This is a genomic window from Enterobacter sp. LU1, assembly GCF_008271405.2.
GTDB classification, from domain to species: Bacteria; Pseudomonadota; Gammaproteobacteria; order Enterobacterales; family Enterobacteriaceae; genus Enterobacter; species Enterobacter hormaechei_C.
The window spans coordinates 2,537,582-2,560,774 of sequence record NZ_CP043438.2 but is presented as its reverse complement, the minus strand read 5'-3'; the positions used below and the strand labels follow the sequence as shown (position 1 = coordinate 2,560,774).

The 23,193-nt window shown below is 58.9% G+C and carries 20 protein-coding genes; 14 read left to right on the top strand and 6 right to left on the bottom strand.

Annotated features, from left to right (window positions below; translation table 11 throughout):
• Positions 1–21: 21 nt before the first annotated feature.
• Together ispE and lolB are read right to left on the bottom strand one after the other, a co-directional pair.
• Positions 22–891, bottom strand: coding sequence for a 4-(cytidine 5'-diphospho)-2-C-methyl-D-erythritol kinase (gene ispE, locus FZF21_RS12325; protein ID WP_047738701.1), 870 nt, complete (start codon positions 889–891; stop codon positions 22–24).
• The gene (gene lolB / locus FZF21_RS12320; protein ID WP_047365552.1) at positions 888–1,499 is read right to left on the bottom strand and encodes a lipoprotein insertase outer membrane protein LolB; all 612 of its coding nucleotides are present in this window, start codon (positions 1,497–1,499) and stop codon (positions 888–890) included. Before lolB ends, ispE begins: the two co-directional genes overlap by 4 nt.
• A 201-nt stretch (positions 1,500–1,700) precedes the next feature.
• On the opposite strand from lolB, the gene hemA reads away from it, so the two are divergent.
• The 6 genes from hemA to kdsA are packed head-to-tail and all read left to right on the top strand — an operon-like array spanning position 1,701 to position 7,004.
• Positions 1,701–2,957 (top strand): glutamyl-tRNA reductase, encoded by a 1,257-nt coding sequence (hemA, locus tag FZF21_RS12315; RefSeq protein ID WP_003856666.1) that lies wholly within the window; start codon positions 1,701–1,703, stop codon positions 2,955–2,957.
• 41 nt (positions 2,958–2,998) lie between these two features.
• Positions 2,999–4,081, top strand: a complete 1,083-nt coding sequence (prfA, locus tag FZF21_RS12310) for a peptide chain release factor 1 (RefSeq protein WP_023296764.1) — start codon at positions 2,999–3,001, stop codon at positions 4,079–4,081.
• Entirely contained in the window at positions 4,081–4,911 is an 831-nt protein-coding gene (gene prmC, locus FZF21_RS12305) for a peptide chain release factor N(5)-glutamine methyltransferase (RefSeq protein WP_032104315.1), read from the top strand. The genes prfA and prmC overlap by 1 nt, the downstream gene beginning before the upstream one ends.
• Positions 4,908–5,300 (top strand): invasion regulator SirB2, encoded by a 393-nt coding sequence (gene sirB2 / locus FZF21_RS12300; protein ID WP_023296762.1) that lies wholly within the window; start codon positions 4,908–4,910, stop codon positions 5,298–5,300. Before prmC ends, sirB2 begins: the two co-directional genes overlap by 4 nt.
• A 3-nt stretch (positions 5,301–5,303) precedes the next feature.
• A complete protein-coding gene (gene sirB1 / locus FZF21_RS12295; protein WP_006810913.1) occupies positions 5,304–6,113 on the top strand; it encodes an invasion regulator SirB1 in 810 nt (269 codons plus the stop codon).
• 36 nt (positions 6,114–6,149) lie between these two features.
• The gene (gene kdsA / locus FZF21_RS12290) at positions 6,150–7,004 is read left to right on the top strand and encodes a 3-deoxy-8-phosphooctulonate synthase (RefSeq protein WP_003856671.1); all 855 of its coding nucleotides are present in this window, start codon (positions 6,150–6,152) and stop codon (positions 7,002–7,004) included.
• 115 nt (positions 7,005–7,119) lie between these two features.
• Here the strand turns inward: kdsA and chaA are convergent, their stop codons facing one another.
• On the bottom strand, positions 7,120–8,220 hold the full coding sequence (gene chaA, locus FZF21_RS12285) for a sodium-potassium/proton antiporter ChaA (protein WP_003856672.1): 1,101 nt from the start codon (positions 8,218–8,220) through the stop codon (positions 7,120–7,122).
• 268 nt (positions 8,221–8,488) lie between these two features.
• On the opposite strand from chaA, the gene chaB reads away from it, so the two are divergent.
• Both chaB and FZF21_RS12275 read left to right on the top strand, forming a co-directional pair.
• Complete coding sequence (chaB, locus tag FZF21_RS12280; protein WP_003856674.1) at positions 8,489–8,719, top strand: putative cation transport regulator ChaB; 231 nt, start codon at positions 8,489–8,491, stop codon at positions 8,717–8,719.
• A gap of 177 nt (positions 8,720–8,896) precedes the next feature.
• Entirely contained in the window at positions 8,897–9,592 is a 696-nt protein-coding gene (locus FZF21_RS12275) for a gamma-glutamylcyclotransferase (RefSeq protein WP_017384255.1), read from the top strand.
• Between the two features lie 30 nt (positions 9,593–9,622).
• Here the strand turns inward: FZF21_RS12275 and FZF21_RS12270 are convergent, their stop codons facing one another.
• The 3 genes from FZF21_RS12270 to FZF21_RS12260 all read right to left on the bottom strand — a co-directional run bounded on the left by FZF21_RS12270 (position 9,623) and on the right by FZF21_RS12260 (position 12,301).
• Complete coding sequence (locus tag FZF21_RS12270) at positions 9,623–9,862, bottom strand: hypothetical protein (RefSeq protein ID WP_015570352.1); 240 nt, start codon at positions 9,860–9,862, stop codon at positions 9,623–9,625.
• A gap of 194 nt (positions 9,863–10,056) precedes the next feature.
• Complete coding sequence (locus tag FZF21_RS12265; protein WP_149121306.1) at positions 10,057–11,841, bottom strand: methyl-accepting chemotaxis protein; 1,785 nt, start codon at positions 11,839–11,841, stop codon at positions 10,057–10,059.
• Between the two features lie 106 nt (positions 11,842–11,947).
• Positions 11,948–12,301, bottom strand: a complete 354-nt coding sequence (locus FZF21_RS12260) for a DsrE/DsrF/TusD sulfur relay family protein (RefSeq protein ID WP_015570354.1) — start codon at positions 12,299–12,301, stop codon at positions 11,948–11,950.
• A gap of 73 nt (positions 12,302–12,374) precedes the next feature.
• Here FZF21_RS12260 and nasR point away from each other — a divergent pair, with 73 nt between their 5' ends.
• From nasR to FZF21_RS12230, 6 genes are all read left to right on the top strand, one after another.
• Entirely contained in the window at positions 12,375–13,547 is a 1,173-nt protein-coding gene (gene nasR / locus FZF21_RS12255) for a nitrate regulatory protein NasR (protein WP_047365555.1), read from the top strand.
• A 227-nt stretch (positions 13,548–13,774) separates the two neighbouring features.
• Positions 13,775–15,022: a CmpA/NrtA family ABC transporter substrate-binding protein gene (locus tag FZF21_RS12250; RefSeq protein ID WP_023296759.1), complete on the top strand. Its 1,248-nt coding sequence runs from the start codon at positions 13,775–13,777 to the stop codon at positions 15,020–15,022.
• A gap of 2 nt (positions 15,023–15,024) precedes the next feature.
• Entirely contained in the window at positions 15,025–15,903 is an 879-nt protein-coding gene (gene ntrB / locus FZF21_RS12245; protein ID WP_017384249.1) for a nitrate ABC transporter permease, read from the top strand.
• Positions 15,904–15,912: 9 nt separating this feature from the next.
• The gene (locus FZF21_RS12240) at positions 15,913–16,701 is read left to right on the top strand and encodes an ABC transporter ATP-binding protein (RefSeq protein ID WP_015570359.1); all 789 of its coding nucleotides are present in this window, start codon (positions 15,913–15,915) and stop codon (positions 16,699–16,701) included.
• A 12-nt stretch (positions 16,702–16,713) separates the two neighbouring features.
• Positions 16,714–20,700, top strand: coding sequence for a nitrite reductase large subunit NirB (gene nirB, locus FZF21_RS12235; RefSeq protein WP_074173096.1), 3,987 nt, complete (start codon positions 16,714–16,716; stop codon positions 20,698–20,700).
• Complete coding sequence (locus FZF21_RS12230) at positions 20,697–23,174, top strand: nitrate reductase (protein WP_063945910.1); 2,478 nt, start codon at positions 20,697–20,699, stop codon at positions 23,172–23,174. The genes nirB and FZF21_RS12230 overlap by 4 nt, the downstream gene beginning before the upstream one ends.
• Positions 23,175–23,193 lie beyond the last annotated feature (19 nt).

Below are 23,193 nucleotides of genomic sequence, written 5' to 3'. Positions count from 1 at the left end.
GTCTGGAACAGGGTGACGTTGTCACCGAAACTCAGTCTGCGCCAGAATGGCCTGCTGTAGGGGGGAGGTGTTCATCCCGCGTGCTACAAAACCATGCAGCCAAACCGGCGCTTGCTCAAGCACCTGACGGGCGGCGGTTTCGGTGTCAAATTCAGCAAAGACACAGGCCCCTGTACCGGTCAGGCGCGACGGCGCGTATTCTAACAGCCAGGAAAGCACCGCATCAACCTCGCGAAAACGTTTTCTTGCGATATCCTCGCAATCGTTGCTGAATTCACAATTTAATAACGTGTTTATTGACCGTACCGGGGTATTTCTTTTCAGGTCAGGATCTTTAAAGATGACCGGGGTAGGAATGCTCACGCCAGGGTGAACGATCAGATACCATTTTTCCGGCGGATCGACCGGCGTGAGGATTTCACCGACACCTTCAGCGAACGCCGCGTGGCCGCGCACAAACACCGGTACATCGGCGCCCAGCGTCAACCCTAACGCTGCCAGTTCGTCCGTCGTCAGACCGCTGCCCCAGAGGTGGTTAAGCGCCACCAGTACGGTCGCGGCGTTTGATGAGCCGCCGCCAAGACCGCCGCCCATCGGCAGGCGTTTGTCGATACGGATATCCGCACCGCTTCCCGCCGGCAGACGACCCGACGTCGACGCCGTTTTCATCAGCAGGCGGGCAGCGCGCACGATCAGGTTATCGTCATGCGCCACGCCGTCGACCGGCGTCAGCAGGCAAATCTGCCCGTCCTGACGCGGTTCGATGGAGATGGTGTCGCCGTAATCGACAAACTGAAACAGGGTTTGCAGGGTGTGATAGCCGTCAGCGCGCTGCCCGGTAATGTAGAGAAACAGGTTCAGTTTTGCGGGAGAGGGCCAGTGGGTCATCATTTAACGATCCAGTTGTCCATTTTCAGCTTGATACGCTGGCTACCCTCCGTCAGCTCCATATTGGACGGCAGCGACGGTTGCGTCTTGCTGTCATACGCGCTGTACACCACTTTCCAGGTTTTACCGCCCTGGGTGTAGTTCACCTGGCTCAGACGGTATTGATCGTCGAGCGTATAGTCGGTTGCGTCACCCGGCAGGCCGAGGATCCACTGGCGCAGACTATTGAGCGGAATCGGCATTCCGGTCAGCTTGCCAATCATCTCTTCGGCGTCGGTTGCCGTGTAGTGCTGGCCTTTGTTATCGGTGATCTGCGCTTCGCCAGGCTTCGCGTTAAGCTCCAGCTCGGTGCTGCCCAGCGGGTTCAGCAGCAGCAGGCGATAGTTGTCCTGACCCGTTTGCTGCCAGAAGAAGCGAGCATAAACTTTTTGTTCGTCAGAGAGATAAGCAAATGCACCGCGGGTCTGGTACTGGCTTAATTTCAGCACGTCCTGCTGGTGCTGACGCCACTGCGGTGAGTCAGGGCTTTTGCCCGGGCCTTTCGGCTGATGAACGGAACAGGCGGTCAGAACCAGGGCCGCCAGAGGCAGCAGGCGAATCATTCGGGTCATAATGATGACAAATCCTTGAGATACGTTGCAGTTATAACTGTTAATGCTAGCGTTGAAGGGTGCCACCGTCTACGTTCAAATTATCTCAAAGCGTGGCGTAAGCTATTACTCCGAAAGGGGGCAGTCTCTTTTATTGATCTCGCGCATCCTGTATGATGCGTCCTGCTAACCTTATTAACGCTGGTACTACTCCCGCTCAACATGACCCTATTAGCACTCGGTATTAACCACAAAACGGCCCCGGTTTCACTGCGAGAACGCGTTACGTTTTCGCCGGATACGCTCGACCTGGCGCTGGACAGCCTGCTTGCACAGCCGATGGTGCAGGGGGGCGTGGTGCTGTCGACGTGCAACCGTACCGAGCTGTATTTGAGCGTAGAAGAGCAGGACAACCTGCACGAGGCGCTGATCCGCTGGCTGTGTGACTACCACAACCTCAACGAAGAAGAGCTGCGCAACAGCCTGTACTGGCATCAGGATAACGATGCGGTCAGCCATCTGATGCGCGTGGCCAGCGGTCTGGATTCGCTGGTGCTGGGCGAGCCGCAGATCCTTGGCCAGGTGAAAAAAGCCTTCGCGGATTCCCAGAAAGGGCATCTGAAAGCCAGCGAACTGGAACGAATGTTCCAGAAGTCATTCTCCGTGGCGAAGCGTGTGCGAACCGAAACCGACATTGGCGCCAGTGCGGTTTCGGTTGCTTTCGCGGCCTGTACCCTTGCCCGTCAAATTTTTGAATCCCTGTCGACCGTCACCGTACTGCTGGTGGGAGCGGGCGAAACCATCGAGCTGGTGGCGCGCCATCTTCGCGAACACAAGGTGAAGAAGATGATCATTGCCAACCGCACCCGCGAACGTGCGCAGGTGCTGGCGGACGAAGTGGGCGCTGAGGTGATTGCGCTGAGCGACATCGATGAACGTCTGAAAGAGGCGGACATTATTATCAGTTCTACCGCCAGCCCGCTGCCGATTATCGGGAAAGGGATGGTCGAGCGTGCGCTGAAATCCCGCCGCAATCAGCCGATGCTGCTGGTGGATATCGCCGTTCCGCGTGATGTCGAACCGGAAGTGGGCAAACTGGCGAACGCCTACCTGTACAGCGTGGATGACCTGCAAAGCATCATTTCGCACAACCTTGCCCAGCGTAAGGCGGCGGCTGTGCAGGCGGAAACCATCGTTGAACAGGAAACCAGCGAATTTATGGCCTGGCTGCGCGCGCAAAGCGTCAGCGAGACCATCCGCGAATACCGCGGTCAGGCGGAGCAGGTGCGTGATGACCTGACGGCCAAAGCGTTAGCGGCCCTTGAACAGGGCGGCGACGCGCAGGCGATTATGCAGGATCTGGCCTGGAAACTGACCAACCGCCTGATCCATGCCCCAACCAAATCTCTTCAGCAGGCTGCCCGTGACGGGGACGATGAACGCCTGACTATTCTGCGCAACAGCCTCGGGCTGGAATAGCGCCCTATACCCATTTTCTAAGACAAGGTGCATTTACGCCTATGAAGCCTTCTATCGTCGCTAAACTGGAAGCTCTGCACGAGCGCCATGAAGAAGTCCAGGCGCTGCTCGGCGATGCCGGGATCATTGCCGACCAGGAACGTTTTCGCGCGCTGTCGCGTGAATACGCGCAGTTAAGTGATGTTTCAAAATGCTTTACCGACTGGCGACAGGTCCAGGAAGATATCGAAACCGCGCAGATGATGCTCGACGATCCTGAGATGCGCGAGATGGCGCAGGAAGAGTTGCAGGACGCAAAAGCGCGTTCAGAAGAGATGGAGCAGCAGCTTCAGGTGCTTCTGCTGCCGAAAGATCCGGATGATGAACGTAACGCCTTTGTGGAAGTCCGCGCCGGTACCGGCGGCGACGAAGCGGCGCTGTTCGCCGGGGATCTGTTCCGTATGTACAGCCGGTATGCCGAATCCCGTCGCTGGCGCGTGGAGATCATGAGCGCCAACGAAGGCGAGCATGGCGGCTACAAAGAGGTTATCGCCAAAATCAGCGGTGACGGCGTGTACGGTCGTCTCAAGTTTGAATCCGGCGGTCACCGCGTGCAGCGCGTGCCTGCGACAGAATCTCAGGGACGCATTCATACGTCAGCCTGTACGGTGGCGGTGATGCCGGAGCTGCCGGAAGCGGAACTGCCGGATATCAACCCGGCGGATCTGCGCATCGACACCTTCCGCTCTTCAGGGGCAGGTGGTCAGCACGTTAACACCACCGACTCCGCTATCCGTATTACTCACCTGCCCACCGGGATTGTGGTTGAGTGTCAGGATGAACGTTCCCAGCACAAGAACAAGGCTAAAGCGTTATCCGTGCTGGGCGCCCGCATCCACGCGGCGGAAATGGCGAAACGCCAGCAGGCGGAAGCCTCTACCCGCCGTAACCTGCTGGGCAGCGGCGATCGTAGCGACCGTAACCGGACCTATAACTTCCCGCAGGGTCGCGTAACCGACCATCGCATCAACCTGACGCTCTACCGTCTGGATGAGGCGATGGAAGGCAAGCTCGATATGCTGATTGAGCCTATCGTGCAGGAATACCAGGCCGACCAGCTGGCGGCACTGTCCGAGCAGGATTAATGGATTTTCAGCGCTGGTTACGCCATGCCGCCAGTGAGCTTTCTGCAAGTGAAAGCCCGAAGCGCGACGCCGAAATTCTGCTTGAGCATGTGACGGGTAAAGCCCGCACGTATCTGCTGGCTTTCGGCGAAACCGCGCTGACCGCTGAACAGCAATCGCAGCTGGAGGCGCTGCTTGCCCGCCGTAAAACCGGCGAGCCGGTGGCGCATCTGGTTGGCGAACGCGAGTTCTGGTCACTTCCGCTGTACGTTTCAGCGGCCACGCTGATCCCGCGCCCGGACACCGAGTGTCTGGTGGAGCAGGCGCTGGCGCGGTTACCGGCGCAGCCGTGTCTGATCCTAGATCTCGGTACTGGCACCGGCGCGATTGCGCTGGCGCTTGCCAGCGAGCGACCGGACTGCACCGTGACGGCGGTAGACGTGATGCCTGATGCGGTCGCCCTCGCGCGGCGCAACGTTGAACGGCTGGGGCTGAACAATGTTTCCGTTCTGCAAAGCAGCTGGTTTGCCGCGCTTGAAAGCCGTGTGTTCGAAATGATTGTCAGCAATCCGCCCTACATCGACGAAGACGATCCGCATCTCGCGCAGGGCGACGTGCGTTTTGAACCGTTGACCGCGCTGGTCGCTGCGAATCAGGGACTTGCGGATCTCGATCACATTGTGACAACGTCACGACAACATTTGCTTCCCGGTGGCTGGCTGCTGGTGGAACATGGCTGGACGCAGGGAGAGGCGGTGCGAGCGCTGTTTACGCGTGCCGGATACGCTGCCGTGGAAACCTGCCGGGATTACGGCGGCAATGAACGTCTGACGCTGGGGCAGTGGTCATGAGCCTGTTTACGCTGCTGATCTCCGTTCACCTGATTTCCGTTGCCCTGACCATCGGCTTTTTCATTGCCCGCTACTGGTGGCGCTACAGCAACAATCCGCTAATTAACGCCCGCTGGGTACGCATCGCCCCGCACTGTATCGACACGGTGCTGTTCCTTTCCGGAGCCGGGTTAATGTGGAAAACCGGCTATCTGCCATTTACTGATAAAGGCGCATGGCTGACTGAAAAGCTGTTTGGCGTTATCATCTACATCGTTTTGGGTTTTATCGCGCTTGGGCGTCATCGTCCGCGCAGCCAGCAGACAGGGTTTATCGCCTTTTTGCTGGGTCTGGTGGTGCTGTACATCATCATTAAACTCGCCACCACAAGAATACCGTTACTGGGGTAAGTCATGAGGTCCTTAGCCGATTTCGAATTTAACAAAGTGCCGCTCTGCGATGGTATGATCCTGATTTCAGAGATGATCCGCGACGATTTTACGTCACAGTACGTTTACGCTGAATTGGAGAATCTGGTCAGCCTGGCGCGCGAAGAGATCAATCAGGCACGTCCGCAGGATTGGCAATTAGAGAAGCTGATTGAGCTTTTCTACGGCGAATGGGGTTTCTGCGACACGCGAGGCGTGTACCGCCTGTCTGACGCACTGTGGCTGGACCAGGTGTTGAAAAATCGTCAGGGCAGCGCCGTCGCGTTGGGCGCCATTTTACTGTGGGTTGCGCACGAGCTGGATATTCCACTGGTGCCGGTCATTTTCCCGACGCAGATGATTTTGCGGGCGGAGTGGCTGGACGGTGAGATGTGGTTAATCAATCCGTTTAACGGCGACACGCTGGATGAGCATACGCTGGACGTCTGGCTGAAAGGCAACATCAGCCCGATAGCTGAGCTGTTCAATGAAGATCTCGATGAAGCCGATAACGCCGAAGTGATCCGCAAGCTCCTGGATACGCTGAAGTCTGCGCTGATGGAAGAGCGTCAGATGGAGCTGGCTCTGCGCGCAAGCGAAGTGCTGTTGCAGTTTAATCCGGAAGATCCGTACGAAATCCGCGACCGCGGCCTGATTTATGCGCAGCTCGACTGCGAGCACGTGGCGCTGAATGATTTGAATTATTTCGTCGAGCAATGTCCGGAAGACCCGATCAGCGAGATGATCCGCGCGCAGATTAACGCGATCGCGCATAAACACATTACACTGCATTAATCTTAATTCCGATTCACACCTGAATAAGGCGATCCTATGAAACAAAAAGTGGTTAGCATTGGTGATATCAACGTGGCAAACGACCTGCCGTTCGTGCTGTTTGGCGGTATGAACGTTCTGGAATCCCGCGATCTCGCTATGCGCATCTGCGAACACTACGTGACCGTGACCCAAAAGCTGGGCATCCCGTACGTGTTTAAAGCCTCTTTTGACAAAGCCAACCGCTCCTCCATTCACTCCTACCGTGGCCCGGGCCTGGAAGAGGGGATGAAGATTTTCCAGGAGCTGAAACAGACGTTTGGCGTGAAAGTGATCACCGACGTGCACGAAGCGTCTCAGGCACAGCCCGTGGCTGATGTGGTAGACGTGATTCAGCTTCCGGCGTTCCTCGCTCGCCAGACTGACCTGGTAGAAGCGATGGCGAAAACCGGTGCCGTGATTAACGTGAAAAAACCGCAGTTCGTGAGCCCTGGCCAGATGGGTAACATCGTCGACAAGTTTATCGAAGGCGGTAACGACCAGGTGATCCTCTGCGACCGTGGTTCAAACTTCGGTTATGACAACCTGGTTGTGGATATGCTGGGCTTCAGCGTGATGAAGAACGTCTCTAACCAGTCCCCGGTGATTTTCGACGTGACCCACTCCCTGCAATGCCGCGACCCGTTTGGCGCCGCGTCTGGCGGGCGTCGTGCGCAGGTGACCGAACTGGCGCGCGCCGGTATGGCAACCGGCCTGGCGGGTCTGTTCATTGAAGCGCACCCGGATCCGGCTAACGCGAAATGCGACGGTCCATCCGCGCTGCCGCTGGATAAGCTGGAGCCGTTCCTGAAACAGATCAAAGCGATTGACGATCTGGTGAAGAGCTTCGACGAGCTGGATACCAGCAACTAATAAAAAAACCCGCTTCGGCGGGTTTTTTTATGGGGCATATTGCCGGGTGGCGCTGCGCTTACCCGGCCTACAAAACCCGTAGGCCCTGCAAGCGAAGCGCCGCTGGGCAAAAAGGCTACGCAAATATCGTCATCAGATACGCAATAAACAGCGCCATATGCGCCGCGCCGTTCAGCACATTGGTGCGGCCGGTGGAGAAGGATATCTGGCACAGCAGCAAGGATGCCACCATCACAATCATCTCTGGCGCACCCAGCGCAAACTGCAATTCATTTCCCGTCATAAAGGCAATCAACGTCACCACCGGAACGGTAAGGGAGATGGTCGCCAGAACGGAGCCGAAGAACAGATTCATCGCCCGCTGCACCTGATTATTGAGCACCGCTTTCAGCGCTCCCAGGCCTTCTGGCGACAGGATCAACAGGGCCACCAGGAAACCGGTAAAGGCGACCGGCGCGTTCAGTTCAGTTAACAGCGCCTCCAGCGGGTTCGCATTCATCTTGGTGACAGCAATAACGGCAATCAGATGCACGATCAGCCAAACCGTATGCCACGCGCTGCTGTGCGCCGACGGCTTACCGTGATGCGGGTCATCGTCGTCGCCGTCGTCTTCATGCTCGTAAACAAACAGGCTCTGGTGCGTTTTGGTCTGGATCAGCAGGAACACGCCGTACATCGCCGCGGAAATCAGCGCCACCAGCAGCGCCTGGCCGGTGGTGAAATTTGCACCCGGCAGCGCCATCGGGAACACCAGCACAATAATCGCCAGCGGGAACAGGGCGATCAGGTACTGTTTAATGCCAAAGAGGTTCATGTACTGGGTGGCAAATTTGCGACCACCTAATAAAAGTGAAAAACCGACCAGGCCGCCGGTAACAATCATAATGATGGAGTAGAGCGTATCGCGCATTAGCGTTGGCGCGGCGTCGCCGGTGGCCATTAATGCGGAAATTAAACTGACTTCAAGAATCACAACCGAAAGGCTTAAAATTAATGACCCATACGGCTCTCCAAGACGGTGGGCTAACACATCCGCATGGCGTACCACGCTAAATGCACTGGTTAAAATACCCACCAGAGCCAGAATATTGATCCCCACAACCACTGGCAATGACTGACTGCTTCCCCAGAAGAGCAGCACAGCCAGTGCCAGAACCGGGAAAATGAGAGAGGTCTCCTTGTGGCGGGTTTTTACCGCCTCGTGTGTTGCTGTCATGTGTTTCTCCAACAATGCAGGTGCTTGTAATTATAGATAGATTTTAAAGGTATTAAATTAACAGAAATCTGTTAAATACCCTGTATTTTTTACTTAATTTTACCCTTTATTATAATTTTTATGTCTGAGGCTTATAATGCCTTATCTCTGTTAAATATTAGTTTAATAACAATGAATTGCATTTTTATATTGTTCATTTCTCTCTGTCGGGTGGCACCCTCGCGTATCGTCGACCACACTTATCTTTTAGCCAAAAGAGAGGTTAACGATGCCATACAAATCGAAAAGCGAATTACCGGATAACGTGCAAAACGTATTGCCTGCCCACGCCCAGGATATCTACAAAGAAGCCTTTAACAGCGCCTGGGATCAGTACAAAGATAAAGAAGATCGCCGGGACGATGCCAGCCGTGAAGAGACGGCGCATAAGGTGGCCTGGGCCGCCGTGAAAAATGACTATGAGAAAGGGGACGATGATAAATGGCACAAAAAGAAATAGCCGCCAAATAACACGCTGCCTCCATTTTGACATTTCAGGCGGTTGACCTGCCGCTGTATTGCATCTGGCCCGCGAATTGCTTATCGTTGCTCAACTGCTGTTAAAATGAACAGCACAGAATGCCGGGAAGGCGAATTACAGATGTCGCAAGGAAGCATGCAGTGGCGGAGGTGGAATGTGTTAACGCGTGATTTCTTGATGAAGGCAGATTGTAAGACGGCATTTGGTGCTATTGAGGAATCGCTTCTGTGGTCGGCTGAACAACGTGCGGCGTCGCTTGCGGCAACGCTGGCCTGCCGCCCGGATGATGGCCCGGTCTGGATCTTTGGTTACGGCTCGCTGATGTGGAACCCGGCGCTCGAATTTGTTGAATCAGCAACCGGAACGCTGCCTGGGTGGCACCGCGCCTTTTGTTTGCGCCTGACCGCCGGACGTGGCAGCGCCTGTCAGCCTGGCCGCATGCTTGCACTAAAAGAGGGCGGGCGCACCACGGGCGTGGCATACCGGCTGCCGGATACCACGCTGGAAGATGAGCTGACGCTGCTGTGGAAGCGCGAGATGATCACGGGCTGCTATATGCCCAGCTGGTGCAAGCTGGAACTGGATGACGGGCGCACCGTCAACGCGCTGGTGTTCATTATGGATCCGCGCCACCCGCTGTATGAAGCCGATACCCGAACCCAGGTGATTGCCCCGCTGATTGCCGCCGCCAGCGGACCGCTGGGCACTAACGCCCAGTACCTTTTCTCGCTAGATCAGGAGCTGACGCGTCTCGGCATGCAGGACGACTGTCTGAGTGAGCTGGTGGTGAAGGTGAAAGCGCTGCTGGAAGGGAACCCGCTCAGCAATACGCTGCGGCCGGGTTTTGCCTGATAATACGCCCGGCTGACCGGGCGTTTACGGTTATGCCGCCACGTAACTTACGGAATGTTCGAGCGACTGGCTGTGGCTGTCGATCAGCACATCCCAGGTGCCGGTGTAAGGCACCGTCAGCCAGGCCTTATCGTCCTGGACGGTAAGGATATCTGCCTGCGATTGCTTCTGTCCTTTTGTACTCATCAGATGGATGCGGCAACGCTCTGAGCAACGCACCACTACCGTATCCCCGCCAAACAGTTTCAGACTCGTTTTAACTCGTGCCATTTTATACCCCGTCGTTTTTGCCCATCCCGAGCGTGATGTTGTTCACAATTTACTCATTGCATAACACCAAAGGGGCAGGGGTGGGATGCTGATTTCGATCAAAAAATGGCGCAACGATTAAACAAAAATGACAAAATCCCTGAAACCTTTCAGCGGACGCGCGTTTACCCTGCTTAACGCGCGCCCGGGAAAAATTATATGCGGAAATGGCCAGCGGTCTCAGCAAGGTCGCCCGCCTGGCTTTGCAGCGCGCTGGCCGCCGCAGCAGACTGTACAACAAGTTCGGCGTTCTGCTGCACCATGCGATCCAGGTGAGTCACCGCGTGGTTAATCTCATGGATCCCTTTCATCTGCTCGCGGGTGGCAATGGATATTTCACGCATAATGCCTGACACGCTCCCGACGCTGGCGCGGATCTCATCCATGCTGTCGCCCGCAAGGTGCACAAACCGGGAGCCGGTTGCAACGCTTTCGGTGGTGGAATCAATAAGGGATTTGATCTCCTTCGCCGCCTGAGCACTGCGGCTGGCCAGGTTACGTACTTCCCCCGCAACGACCGCGAACCCACGGCCTTGCTCCCCGGCACGCGCCGCTTCCACCGAGGCGTTAAGCGCCAGAATATTGGTCTGGAAGGCGATGCCGTCAATGACGCTGGTGATATCGCCGATTTTCGCGGAAGCCAGTTCGATGGACTGCATGGTGCTGATGGCCTGAGCGACGACGTCACCTCCGCGGGATGCGGCGGCAGAGGCCTTGCTCGCCTGTTCATTCGCTTCTGCTGCCGACTCGTTTGACTGCGTAACGGAGGACGTGATCTCTTCCACGGCGCTGGCGGTTTCGCGAAGGCTTGATGCCGCCTGCTCGGTACGCCCGGAAAGATCCTGATTACCTGCCGCAATCTCATGCGCGGCGTTTTTCACTGAGGCGCTGGCATCACGCAGCTGGACCATCACCACAGAAAGCTTATCGCTGAAGGCGTTAAACGCCTGCGCAATTTGCGCCACTTCATCGCCCCCCTTATCCGGCAGACGCTGCGACAGATCGTTAGTACCGTTGGCAATGCTGTTCATCGCGTCACGGATACCGGACAGCCGCTTAAGCAGGCGGGCAATCAGGAGGTGCATGAGGGCTCCGCTCAGCAGGGCGAGGATCGCCAGAGACAGTGCAGATGCTTTTAGCAATGACCGCATCCCGGCGGTGGCATCGCCGTTATCGAGCGCCACAACCAGCAGCCAGTGCGTCCCCGGTACGGCGGTGGCCAGGAACGTTTTTTCGCGTCCGTTAAACGTTCCGTCAACCAGGTTGCCGCTTTTCAGGGTGGCAAAATCGGTCCCTTTGATCGTCTCCGTAAAAGGCTTAAGCGTCAGCGCAGGATCGCTGCCGGCAATAACGGTGCCGTTGCTGTCCAGAAGCAGTCCGCTGCTGGCCGGGGTCGGGTGAATGCCGCGCACGTTAGCCACCACGCTGTCCATCGCCACATCGCCCGCCACCACCGCTTTCAGGGCGCCTTGCTCTTTAACCGGTACCGCGAACGTCACCACCAGTTTCCCGGTGCCCGCGTCCACATAGGGTGCAGTCACTACCGGGCCATCAGCGCTAACGGCCTGCTGATACCACGGGCGAAGGGTGGGATCGTAATCAGCGGGTACCCCGGTTGGGTCAGAAAATTTAGCCGTTTTGCTGGCATAACCCACGTAGACGTTGGTGAATCCACCCGCCAGCGCAAGCTGTTTAAACACCGGAACCGGATCGTCGCTGAGCGCGACCGGCTGCGCCGAGGTGATGACGGTCATTTTGCTGTTCACCCAGTCGGCAATCGCCATGTTGTGGCTGGCGCTGGTGCTGGTCAGAATATCGCGCTGCGACTGCTGATTATCCTGGCGCGTGACCTGAAAGTTAATAATGGTATTAAGAAGAAGGGCGACGACCAGACAGCCTGTCGTCGCGGCAATGATGCGGGCGCGAATGGATCTGAACATAAGTGTAATACCTGCTGTGTTGTTTCCATGCCTATCGGCAACGGTGCAGGTAAACTTGATGCTGAAACCGCGTCCATAAGAAAATAATATTTTTAGCGGGTTATTATTAAAAAGTTAATACTTTATCGGCGGAAAGCGTCCATTCAGCCAGCTCCACCAGCGTACCAATTTCCACGCCATCAATCAGCGGCAGCCCCGTAATGCCGCGCCCGTCGGTACAGGTTTTGCACAGTTTGACCGGAACGTTTTGCGCGGTCAGGATCTCCAGCATTTGTTGAATGTTGTAGCCCTCTGCGGGTTTCTGCCCCTTCAGCCCGGCCGTGACGGCATCGGACATCAAAAAGAGGCGCAGCTCCAGCTCACTCTCCTTATCGCGCAGCGCGATTGCCAGGCGCAGGCTGTTAAAAAGGGATTCACTGCCGTAGGCCGCACCGTTGGCGACGATCACAATCTTCTGCATGTTGACTCCTGTTCTTTGAAAAGGCACGAATATTGCTTCTCGTACCGAAGAATACGTATCGGGGAGAGAAACGATGACGATAGTGGCTGGCAGTTCCCCTGGCGCAACCGAATGGTTCCAGCGTGCGAGAATGTTGCGCGAGGAACAGCTCGGCAGACTGGCGCAGCTGGGCGCACTGGTGAACGGCATCAGTCGACTGGTGCATATGCTACAGTGCGAGCGCGGTGCGTCAAATGTCTGGCTCTGCTCGCAGGGCAAATTGTACGCGCCTGAATGCAAGGCCAGCAGGGCCCTGGTGGATGAAAACCTCGCCGCATTGCACCTTCAGTTTAACGAACCGCTGCCGGGCAGCGCCCTGTGCGAACGTATTGCCAGCGCACTGCACGGCCTTGAGACGCTAACGGCGCTGCGTGATGGCGTTACAGGTCAATGCGTCACCGCGCCGCAGGCGATGGAACATTACAGCCGCATACTGCGACATTTGCTCAGTATCGTACCCCAACTCAGCGACAGCATTGACGATCCGCACATCGCGGGCCGATTTGTGGCCCTTTACAGCCTGATGCAGGGCAAAGAACTTGTGGGACAAGAGCGGGCGCTGGGGGCTATTGGTTTCACCCAGGGATTCTTTGACGATGAAACCCGCCAGCGGCTGGTGGATCGCATTGATGGCCAGCAGGCCTGCTTTGAGGTTTTTATCTCCCATTGCACTCCAGACGTGCAGGAGACGTTTATCCTCAACTGCCAGCCGGGTCTGGAGACTGAAAAACTCAGGCGTGAAGCGTGCACCCGCCAGCCTCCGGCAGATAACGGCGATACCGCCCTCAAATGGTTCGCCCTGCAAACCGCGCGCCTTGAGCACCTGCGCACGCTGGAGGAGGTGGCAATTGCCGAACTGATGACGGCAGTTGAGGAGCGCCGCTATAGCGAAAACCTGCACGCAGACGATGAACACGACGATATCCTGGCGCGATTTCCGGATAAACCGCTGCTGCCGCTGGTGCGCCAGCAGGCGCGTGAAATTGAGCAACTCTCCCGTCAGCTTGCTTCCCTGCGCGACACGCTGGAGGAGCGTAAGACCATCGACAAAGCCAAAAGCGTGCTGATGACGCACCAGAACATGAGCGAGGAGCAGGCGTGGACCGCCCTGCGCAAAATGGCGATGGATAAAAACCAACGCATGGTAGATATCGCCCGTGCGCTGCTTACGGTGAAAAATCTGTGGAAGATACCCCCTGGGGAGTAGTTGCACAGTCAGTGGGCAATTTATGCCTGATTGAGGTGCGTAATACAGCGCTCTTCTTGCAGAAACCCCGTAACGCCAGGGATGAAAAGCTGGCATTACCTTTGCATTAACAGATTAACCATTTTCGACGATGCGCCAACGGCGGTGCATGCGTCTTCGGGATAAAGGCGTCCAGCGGTGCTTCAGCACCGTCGGGCGCTTTTTTTTGCCTTTTTTCAGGAGCAATTATGGCGGATTTGTCGAGACGGCGGTTATTGCAGGCCAGCATGCTGGCGAGTGGTGCGATGCTGTTGCCGGGTGTCATGCAGGCCGCATGGGCGGCGGGGTCAGATAAGCCGGAGCAGGATACCGTGCGTATCGGGTTTATCCCCCTGACCGACTGCGCGCCCGTGGTTATCGCGGCCCTGAAGGGGTTCGATAAAAAACACGGCATTACCATTGTACCGACCAAAGAGGCGAGCTGGGCGGCGGTGCGCGACAAGCTGGTGGCGGGCGAGCTGGACGCTGCGCACATTCTTTACGGCCTGCTGTACGGTCTGGAGCTGGGTATCGCGGGCAAGCCGCAGCAGATGGCGAACCTGATGACCCTCAACCAGAACGGTCAGGCCATTACGCTCTCCAGCGATCTGGCGGAGAAGGGCGTTCGTGACCTCGACGGGCTGAAAAAGCTGATTGCGCAGCAGGCGCCGGGAACCTACACCTTCGCGCATACCTTCCCGACGGGAACGCACGCCATGTGGCTCTACTACTGGCTGGCCAGCGCGGGGATTAACCCGTTTGACGACGTGCGCACCGTGGTGGTGCCGCCGCCGCAGATGGTGATGAACATGCGCATTGGCAACATGGTCGGGTTTTGCGTTGGCGAGCCGTGGAACGCGCGGGCGATTAACGACCGCATCGGGTTTACCGCCGCCACGTCGCAGTCCATCTGGGCCGATCACCCGGAAAAGATCCTCGGCACCCGACGCGACTGGGTGGCGAAAAATCCGCACACCGCACGGGCGCTGGTGAGCGCCGTGATGGAAGCCGCGCGCTGGATCGAGGCGTCAGCGGAAAACAAACGCGAAACCGCGCAGATCCTCTCGCGCCGCGCCTGGCTCAACTGCAAGGAACAGTATCTCACCGGACGTATGCTTGGCGAGTACGACAACGGGGTCGGTCAGCGCTGGCAGGATGCACACCCGATCCGTTTCTTCAACGAGGGTGCCGTGAGCTACCCGTATCTCTCAGACGGGATGTGGTTCTTAACCCAGTTCCGCCGCTGGGGCTTGCTCAACGCCGCGCCGGATTACGCGGGCATTGCACAGCGCATTAACCAGACCGCGGTCTGGCAGGATGCCGCGACCGCCGTGGGCGGCATGTCCACACCGTCATCACCATATCGCAGCAGCACCCTGATGGACGGCACCGTCTGGAACGGCACCGATCCGGAAGGGTACGCCAACCGCTTCGCCATTCACCGTAAAGGGGCCTGAGTATGCAGCATCTGCAAAATACAAAACCACAAGAGACGTCAGAGAGCGGGGAAGTGATTGTCCTGCCTCCGCTACAGGTTCGCCGTCGTGCGCCAGCGTTTACGCGTCGGATGAATGATTTTTTACAGCGCGTCATCCCGGCGCTGCTCGGTCTCGGCCTGCTGGTGGTGCTCTGGCAGCTGGCAGCGATAAACAGTAAAGGCTTTCCGACGCCGCTCAGCACGCTCGATTCGGCCATGACCCTGTTTGCCGATCCGTTTTATCGCGACGGGCCAAACGATATGGGCATTGGCTGGAACGTGCTGGCGTCGTTGCAGCGCGTCGCCATCGGCTTCGGTCTGGCGGCGATGGCGGGCATTCCGCTGGGCTTTTTGATTGGCCGCTTCACCTTTTTCTCGCGCATGTTCAACCCGCTGATCGCGCTCCTGCGTCCGGTCAGCCCGCTGGCCTGGCTGCCTATCGGCCTGCTGCTGTTCCAGAAAGCGGAGCCTGCATCGAGCTGGACCATTTTTATCTGCTCCATCTGGCCGATGGTGATCAACACCGCTGAAGGGGTACGCCGTATTCCGCAGGACTACCTCAACGTGGCCCGGGTGTTGCAACTCTCAGAGTGGACCATCATGCGCCGCATTCTTTTCCCCGCCGTGCTGCCTGCGGTGCTGACCGGGGTACGTCTTTCCATTGGCATTGCCTGGCTGGTGATTGTCGCCGCCGAGATGCTCACCGGAGGTTTAGGCATTGGATTCTGGATCTGGAATGAGTGGAACAACCTCAACGTCGAAAACATTCTCATCGCCATCGTCATCATTGGCGTGGTCGGGTTGCTGCTGGAGCAGGGGCTGATGCTGATCGCCCGTCGCTTTAGCTGGCAGGAAAAATAAGGAGTGAAGATGAAACCGTTAATTCAGGTCCAGGCCGTGAGCCAGCGTTTTTCCACCGCCAGCGGCGAGTTTCTGGCGCTGCAAAACGTCTCTTTTGATATCCACGAGGGCGAAACCGTCAGTCTGATTGGTCACTCCGGCTGCGGCAAGTCGACGCTGTTAAACCTGATCGCCGGGATCACGCTGCCGACGGAAGGCGGGCTGATTTGCGACAACCGCGAAATCGCCGGGCCGGGGCCAGAGCGCGCGGTGGTGTTCCAGAACCATTCGCTGCTGCCGTGGTTAACCTGCTTCGACAACGTGGCGCTGGCGGTGGATCAGGTCTTCCGTCACACCATGAGTAAGGCCGAGCGCAAAGCGTGGATTGAACACAACCTCGACCGGGTGCAGATGGGCCACGCGCTGCATAAGCGCCCAGGGGAGATCTCCGGCGGCATGAAGCAGCGCGTCGGGATTGCCCGGGCGCTGGCGATGAAGCCGAAAGTGCTGCTGATGGATGAGCCGTTTGGCGCGCTCGATGCGTTGACGCGTGCCCATCTTCAGGATTCGGTGATGCAGATCCAGCAGGCGCTGAACACCACCATCGTGCTCATCACACACGACGTGGACGAGGCGGTACTGCTCTCTGACCGCGTACTGATGATGACCAACGGCCCGGCGGCCACCGTGGGTGAGATCCTGCGCGTCGATCTGCCGCGCCCGCGCAACCGGGTGCAGCTGGCGGACGACAGCCGCTATCACCACATGCGCCAGCAGATCCTCCATTTCCTCTACGAAAAACAGCCGAAAGCGGCGTAATGAGGGGGCACGATGCGACTGGTCATTATCGGTAATGGTATGGCGGCAGCCCGGCTGATTGCGTCGCTCACCGGGCGTGTTCCCGGTCGTTTCGCTGTCACCGTCATCGGTGACGAGCCGGAGCAGGCGTACAACCGCATCCAGCTTTCGCCGGTGCTGGGTGGCGAAAAGCAGGCGGAGCACATCTGTCTGCACGATGAAGACTGGTACACGGCACGAGGCGTGACGGTGCTGCGAGGAGAAAAGGCGCTCGCAGTAGACGTCAACGCGCGTGAAGTGCATACCTCTGCTCGCACGCTGGGCTGGGATGCGCTGGTGTTTGCCACCGGGTCTACCCCTGTCGTGCCGCCGATCCCCGGGGGCGATGCGCCGCATGTGTTCACCTTTCGCACCCTGGCAGAGACCCGCGCCATCCGGAACCTCTCCGGACCGGCGGTAGTGCTGGGCGGCGGCGTACTCGGCGTGGAGGCCGCGGCAGCGCTGGCGCGCAACGGTGACAACGTCACGCTCGTGCATCGCGGTCCGTGGCTGATGGAACAGCAGCTGGATCAGCAGGCGGGACTGCTGCTGGAAGAGGCGCTGGCGGTGCGGGGCGTACGCTGTGAACTCGCCTCCGGCATCACCGCCATCGCTGACGATGCCGTGACGTTGCTCGACGGACGCCGCATCGCCGCCACGCGCGTGGTGCTGGCCACGGGCGTGCAGCCCAACGTTGCGCTGGCAAAAGCCAGCGGCATTCGCTGCGCGCGCGGCATCGTGGTGGATCAGCAGATGCAAACCTCCGTGCCGGATACCTACGCCATCGGCGAGTGCTGCGAAATTGACGGCCAGACGTTTGGCCTGGTCGCCCCTTGTCTGGCGCAGGCGGATATTCTTGCCGCGCGGCTGGCCGGGGAGGTCACCGCGCCGTTTACCCTGACCGACAACGGCGTGCGCCTTAAGGTGACCGGCGTGGCGCTGTTCAGCCTCGGACGCGCGACGGCGCAGGCGGACGATGTGGTCTGGAGTTCATGGGATCCGCTCACCCGTCACTATCGACGTTTACTGATCCATCAGGGGGCGCTGGCTGGCGTGCTGCTGATGGGTGACTGCCGCAGCGCGGCAACCTTTACCGATTTACTGGCAACGGCTGCGCCCGCCCACGCGGACTGGCTGTTCGATCGTTTCACAACGCAACCGCAGGTTGCAGGACAGAACGCTATGACAAAACCTACTCTGGTGGTGGTTGGGCACGGTATGGTCGGCCATCATTTCCTCGAAGACTGCGTTAACCGCAATTTGCATCAGCAGTATCAGATTATTGTTTTTGGCGAAGAGCGCTATGCCGCCTATGACCGCGTGCATCTGTCGGAATATTTTGGCGGACGCAGCGCGGACTCGCTCTCGCTGGTGGCGGGGGCGTTCTTTGCCGATAACGGCATTGAGCTGCGCCTCTCGCAGCAGATCGTCGCTATCGATCGTGATGCACACGTAGTGCGCACCGCCAGTGGCCATGAGACCCACTGGGACAAACTGGTGCTGGCGACCGGCTCGTACCCGTTCGTACCACCCGTTCCGGGCAACGATCTGCCGGGGTGTTTTGTCTACCGCACCCTCGACGATCTGGACAACATTGCGGCCCATGCGGCAGGCTCTCGCCGCGGTGTGGTGATTGGCGGCGGCCTGCTGGGGCTGGAGGCGGCAAATGCGCTTAAGCAGCTCGGGCTGGAAACTCACGTGGTGGAGTTTGCGCCGAACCTGATGGCGGTGCAGCTCGACAGCGACGGCGCGGCAATGCTGCGCAAGAAAATTGAGGCGCTGGGCGTAGGAGTACACACCAGTAAATCGACGACGGAGATTGCCACCGCAGACAACGGGCTGGTGCTGCGCTTTGCCGATGGCGAGCAGCTGGAAACGGACATGGTGGTCTTCTCTGCCGGTATTCGGCCGCAGGACGCGCTGGCGCGCAGCAGCGGGCTGGCTGTCGGCGAGCGCGGCGGGATCTGCATTGACGACGGCTGCCGGACCTCCGATCAGGACGTGCTTGCCATCGGCGAATGCGCGCTGTGGGAGGGGAAAATCTTTGGCCTGGTGGCACCAGGCTACCAGATGGCGCGCGTGGCCGCCGCTGTGCTGGCGGGTGAGGAGAAGCGCTTCACCGGCGCGGATATGAGTACCAAACTCAAGTTGCTGGGCGTGGATGTGGCGTCGTTTGGCGATGCTCACGGGCGCACGCCGGGTGCGCTGAGCTACCAGTGGACGCACGGGCCGCAGCAAATCTACAAAAAGATTGTGGTCAGCCACGACAGCAAAACCCTGCTGGGTGGCGTGCTGGTGGGCGATGCCAGCGAATACGCCACGCTGGTGCAGATGATGCTCAACGGCATCAGCCTGCCAAAAGAGCCGGAAACGCTGATCTTACCCGTATCGTCAGGCAGCGCGCCGAAAGCGCTGGGCGTGGCGGCGCTGCCGGAAAGCGCGCAGATCTGTTCGTGTCATAACGTCAGCAAAGGGGATATCTGCCAGGCGGTAAGCGCGGGTGCGACGGATATCGGCGCCATTAAGCAGTGCACCAAAGCCGCGACCGGCTGCGGAGGCTGTAGCACGCTGGTGAAGCAGGTGATGGAGTTTCAGCTTGCAGAGCAGGGCGTGGAGGTGAAAAAGGATATCTGCGAACACTTCCCGTACTCGCGTCAGGAGATTTATCACCTGGTGCGCGTCAACCATATCCGCACCTTCGACCAGCTTATCAGCCGCTACGGTCAGGGACACGGGTGCGAGATCTGTAAGCCGCTGGTGGGATCGGTATTGGCTTCCTGCTGGAACGAGTATCTGCTGAAACCGGCGCATCTGCCGTTGCAGGACACCAACGACCGCTATTTCGCCAATATTCAGAAGGACGGAACCTACTCCATCGTCCCGCGCATGCCCGCCGGGGAAGTGACGGCTGATGGGCTGATCGGCATCGGCCAGATCGCGAAACGCTATAGCCTTTACAGCAAAATTACCGGCGGGCAGCGTATTGACCTGTTTGGCGCCACGCTCGAACAGTTGCCGGAAATCTGGCAGGCGCTGGTAGAGGCCGGGTTTGAGACTGGACATGCTTACGGGAAATCCCTGCGCACGGTGAAATCCTGCGTCGGGTCGACCTGGTGCCGCTACGGCGTGCAGGATTCCACCGGCCTCGCGGTCAGGCTGGAGCACCGCTACAAGGGGCTGCGCGCGCCGCACAAAATCAAAATGGCGGTCTCCGGCTGTACCCGTGAATGCGCAGAGGCGCAGAGCAAAGACGTAGGGGTGATTGCCACGGACAAAGGCTGGAACCTCTATCTGTGCGGCAACGGCGGGATGAAGCCGCGCCACGCGGATCTCTTCGCCAGCGATCTGGACGACGAAACGCTGATCCGGACCGTTGACCGTTTCCTGATGTTCTACATTCGCACGGCAGATCGTCTGCAACGCACCAGTACCTGGATGGATAACCTGGAAGGCGGCCTCGACTATCTGCGCGAGGTGATCCTCAACGACAGCCTGGGGATCGCCCACGAGCTGGAGCAGGAGATGGCCCGGGTGGTGGAGACCTACCAGTGCGAATGGCAAACCACCCTTAACGATCCTGACCGCCTGGCGCTGTTCCGCACCGCGGTGAACGTCCCTGCCGCGGAGGAGAACAAGCGCTGGCAGGAAATTTGTAATATCGACGAGATCCCTGAGCAGGCGGGCATTGGCGCGCATCTTGGGCGCAAACCGATTGCGTTGTTCCGCTTTGGCAAAACCGTTTATGCCCTCGACGATCGGGAGCCGGGCAGCCGCGCGAACGTGCTCTCACGCGGCATCCTCGGCGATGCGGCGGGGGAACCGGTGGTGATCTCGCCGCTCTACAAGCAACGTATTCGTCTGCGCGACGGGTGTCAGGCTGAGAGCGGGGCGCCTGCGGTGCGTGCCTGGCCGGTAAAAATTGAAAACGGCAAGGTGTGGGTTGGAAATGAAGAGCTGGTGATGCGCGCGGAGGCCTCATGACGGAAACCCGGACAACGTGCCCTTACTGCGGGGTGGGCTGCGGCGTGGTCGCCAGCGCAGACGGTGAAAAGGTGAGCATTCGGGGGGATGAAACTCATCCGGCGAATTTCGGTCGTCTGTGCGTAAAAGGATCTGCCCTTGGGGAAACCACGGGGCTACAGGGACGCCTGCTGCGCCCGGTTGTCGATGGCCGGGAGGTGACATGGCCGCAGGCGCTGGGCGAAGCGGGCGAGCGGCTGCGGAACATTATCAACGAATGGGGGCCGCAGGCGGTGGCGTTTTATGCCTCCGGCCAGCTGTTGACCGAGGATTACTATGCCGCCAACAAGCTGATGAAAGGCTTTATCGGGGCGGCGAACATTGATACCAACTCGCGGCTGTGCATGTCATCGGCGGTGGTGGGCTACAAACGCGCCTTCGGTGAAGACGTGGTGCCGTGCAGCTACGAGGACGTGGAAAACAGCGATCTGGTGGTACTCGTTGGCTCGAACGCGGCCTGGACGCATCCGGTGCTGTATCAGCGGCTGGTGCAGGCAAAACACAACAATCCGCAGATGAAAGTGGTCGTGATCGATCCGCGTAAAACCGCCACCTGCGATATCGCCGATCTCCACCTCGCGCTCAGACCCGGCAGTGACGCCGGGCTGTTTGTGGGGTTGCTCAATCTGATTCAGGGGCGCGGCGAGTGGCCGATCCCTCGCGTGGCGGCGTTTTGCGATCTGCCTTCAGACGAGATTGGCACCTTCTACGACTGGTTTGTCACCGCGCCACGCGCGATCACGCTCTACACCATGGGGATCAACCAGTCCTCCAGCGGCAGCGACAAGTGCAACGCCATCATTAACGTGCATCTTGCCAGCGGGAAGTTCAACCGTCCTGGCTGCGGCCCGTTTTCGCTGACCGGACAGCCAAATGCCATGGGCGGGCGGGAAGTGGGGGGACTGGCGAATCAGCTGGCGGCGCACATGAACTTCGAGCCGGACGATCTCGCGCGCGTGGCGCGTTTCTGGGGAACGGAACGGCTGGCGCAGACCCCGGGCCTGATGGCGGTGGAACTGTTTGACGCTATTGCCCGCGGCGAGGTGAAGGCGGTGTGGATCATGGGTACCAACCCTGCCGTGTCACTTCCCGACAGCCACGCGGTGTGCCAGGCTCTGGCGGCCTGCCCGCTGGTCATGATATCTGAGGTGATGCAGGAGACGGACACCAGCCGGTTTGCCCATATCCGTTTTCCCGCCCTGGGCTGGGGCGAGAAAAACGGCACGGTGACCAATTCTGAACGCCGTATCTCCCGCCAGCGCGCCTTTCTGCCTGCGCCGGGCGAGGCCAGACCGGACTGGTGGATCATCGCCCGGATCGCAGACCAGCTCGGTTATGGCGATGCCTTCGCCTGGGAACACCCTCAGGAGATATTTTGTGAACATGCGGCGCTAACGGCGTTTGAAAATAACGGCGAACGGGCGCTAAACCTGCGCGAACTGGCGTCGCTGTCGCGAGAGGCGTGGGACGCGCTGGCGCCGTATCAGTGGCATGCCGGTGATTTCCCGCAAAGAACGCTTGTTCCGGTTGACCCCTCCCCGCATGGGGCAGGCGTCGACGAATTGTACCCCTTGATACTGAATACCGGGCGGATCCGCGATCAGTGGCACACCATGACGCGCACGGGGTATGTTCCGCGTCTGATGCAGCATATCGATGAGCCTTTTGTTGAGATGAACGCAACCGATGCGGCGCGCGCCGGGCTGACTGACGGCCAGCTGGCGCGGGTAAGCTCCCCGCGCGGAGTGATGGTTGCCAGAGTACGTATCTCCACCGCGCAGCGTGCAGGCGAGCTGTTTGCGCCGATGCACTGGAACGCGCAATTTGCCCGCCAGGGTAAGGTCAATGCGCTGGTGGAAGGGCGGGTTGATGCCGGGTCCGGCCAGCCGGAGAGTAAACAAACCGCGGTGAGGATCATGCCCTGGCTACCCGCCTGGCAGGGTGAACTGTATGCCCGCGAGCTGCCAGCGCTGCCGCCGTCGGTCTGCTGGTGGCGTAAAGCCTCACGTCTGACGGTGGCGGGGGAGCAGCCGTTGCTGTCGTGGATCATGGCGTACGCCAGCGGTCGGGGCTGGCAGTTACAAGTGGCACAGACGGGAGAACGCAGCAGCGTGCTCGCCTGGCATCACGGTGAGCTGATGCTGGGCTACTGGGAGGGCCATACGCTGCCGGCGCTGGCGCATGCGTTTATTGAAGAAGCCTTTGCTGCTGCGCCCGTCCAACTTGCTGAACGCCATGCGCTGCTGCACGGGCAACGGCCGGACGAAGATGCCGATCCCGGGCGAATTATCTGTAGCTGCTTCAGCGTGGGTGAAAATACGATACGTAAGGCAATAGCCGGAGGCTGTGATTCTGCCCCAGCGCTGGGCGTGAAGCTGCGCTGCGGCACGAACTGTGGTTCCTGCGTGCCGGAGCTGAAAGCGCTGTTGGGATAATAGTGTAAGGGCGTCGGGT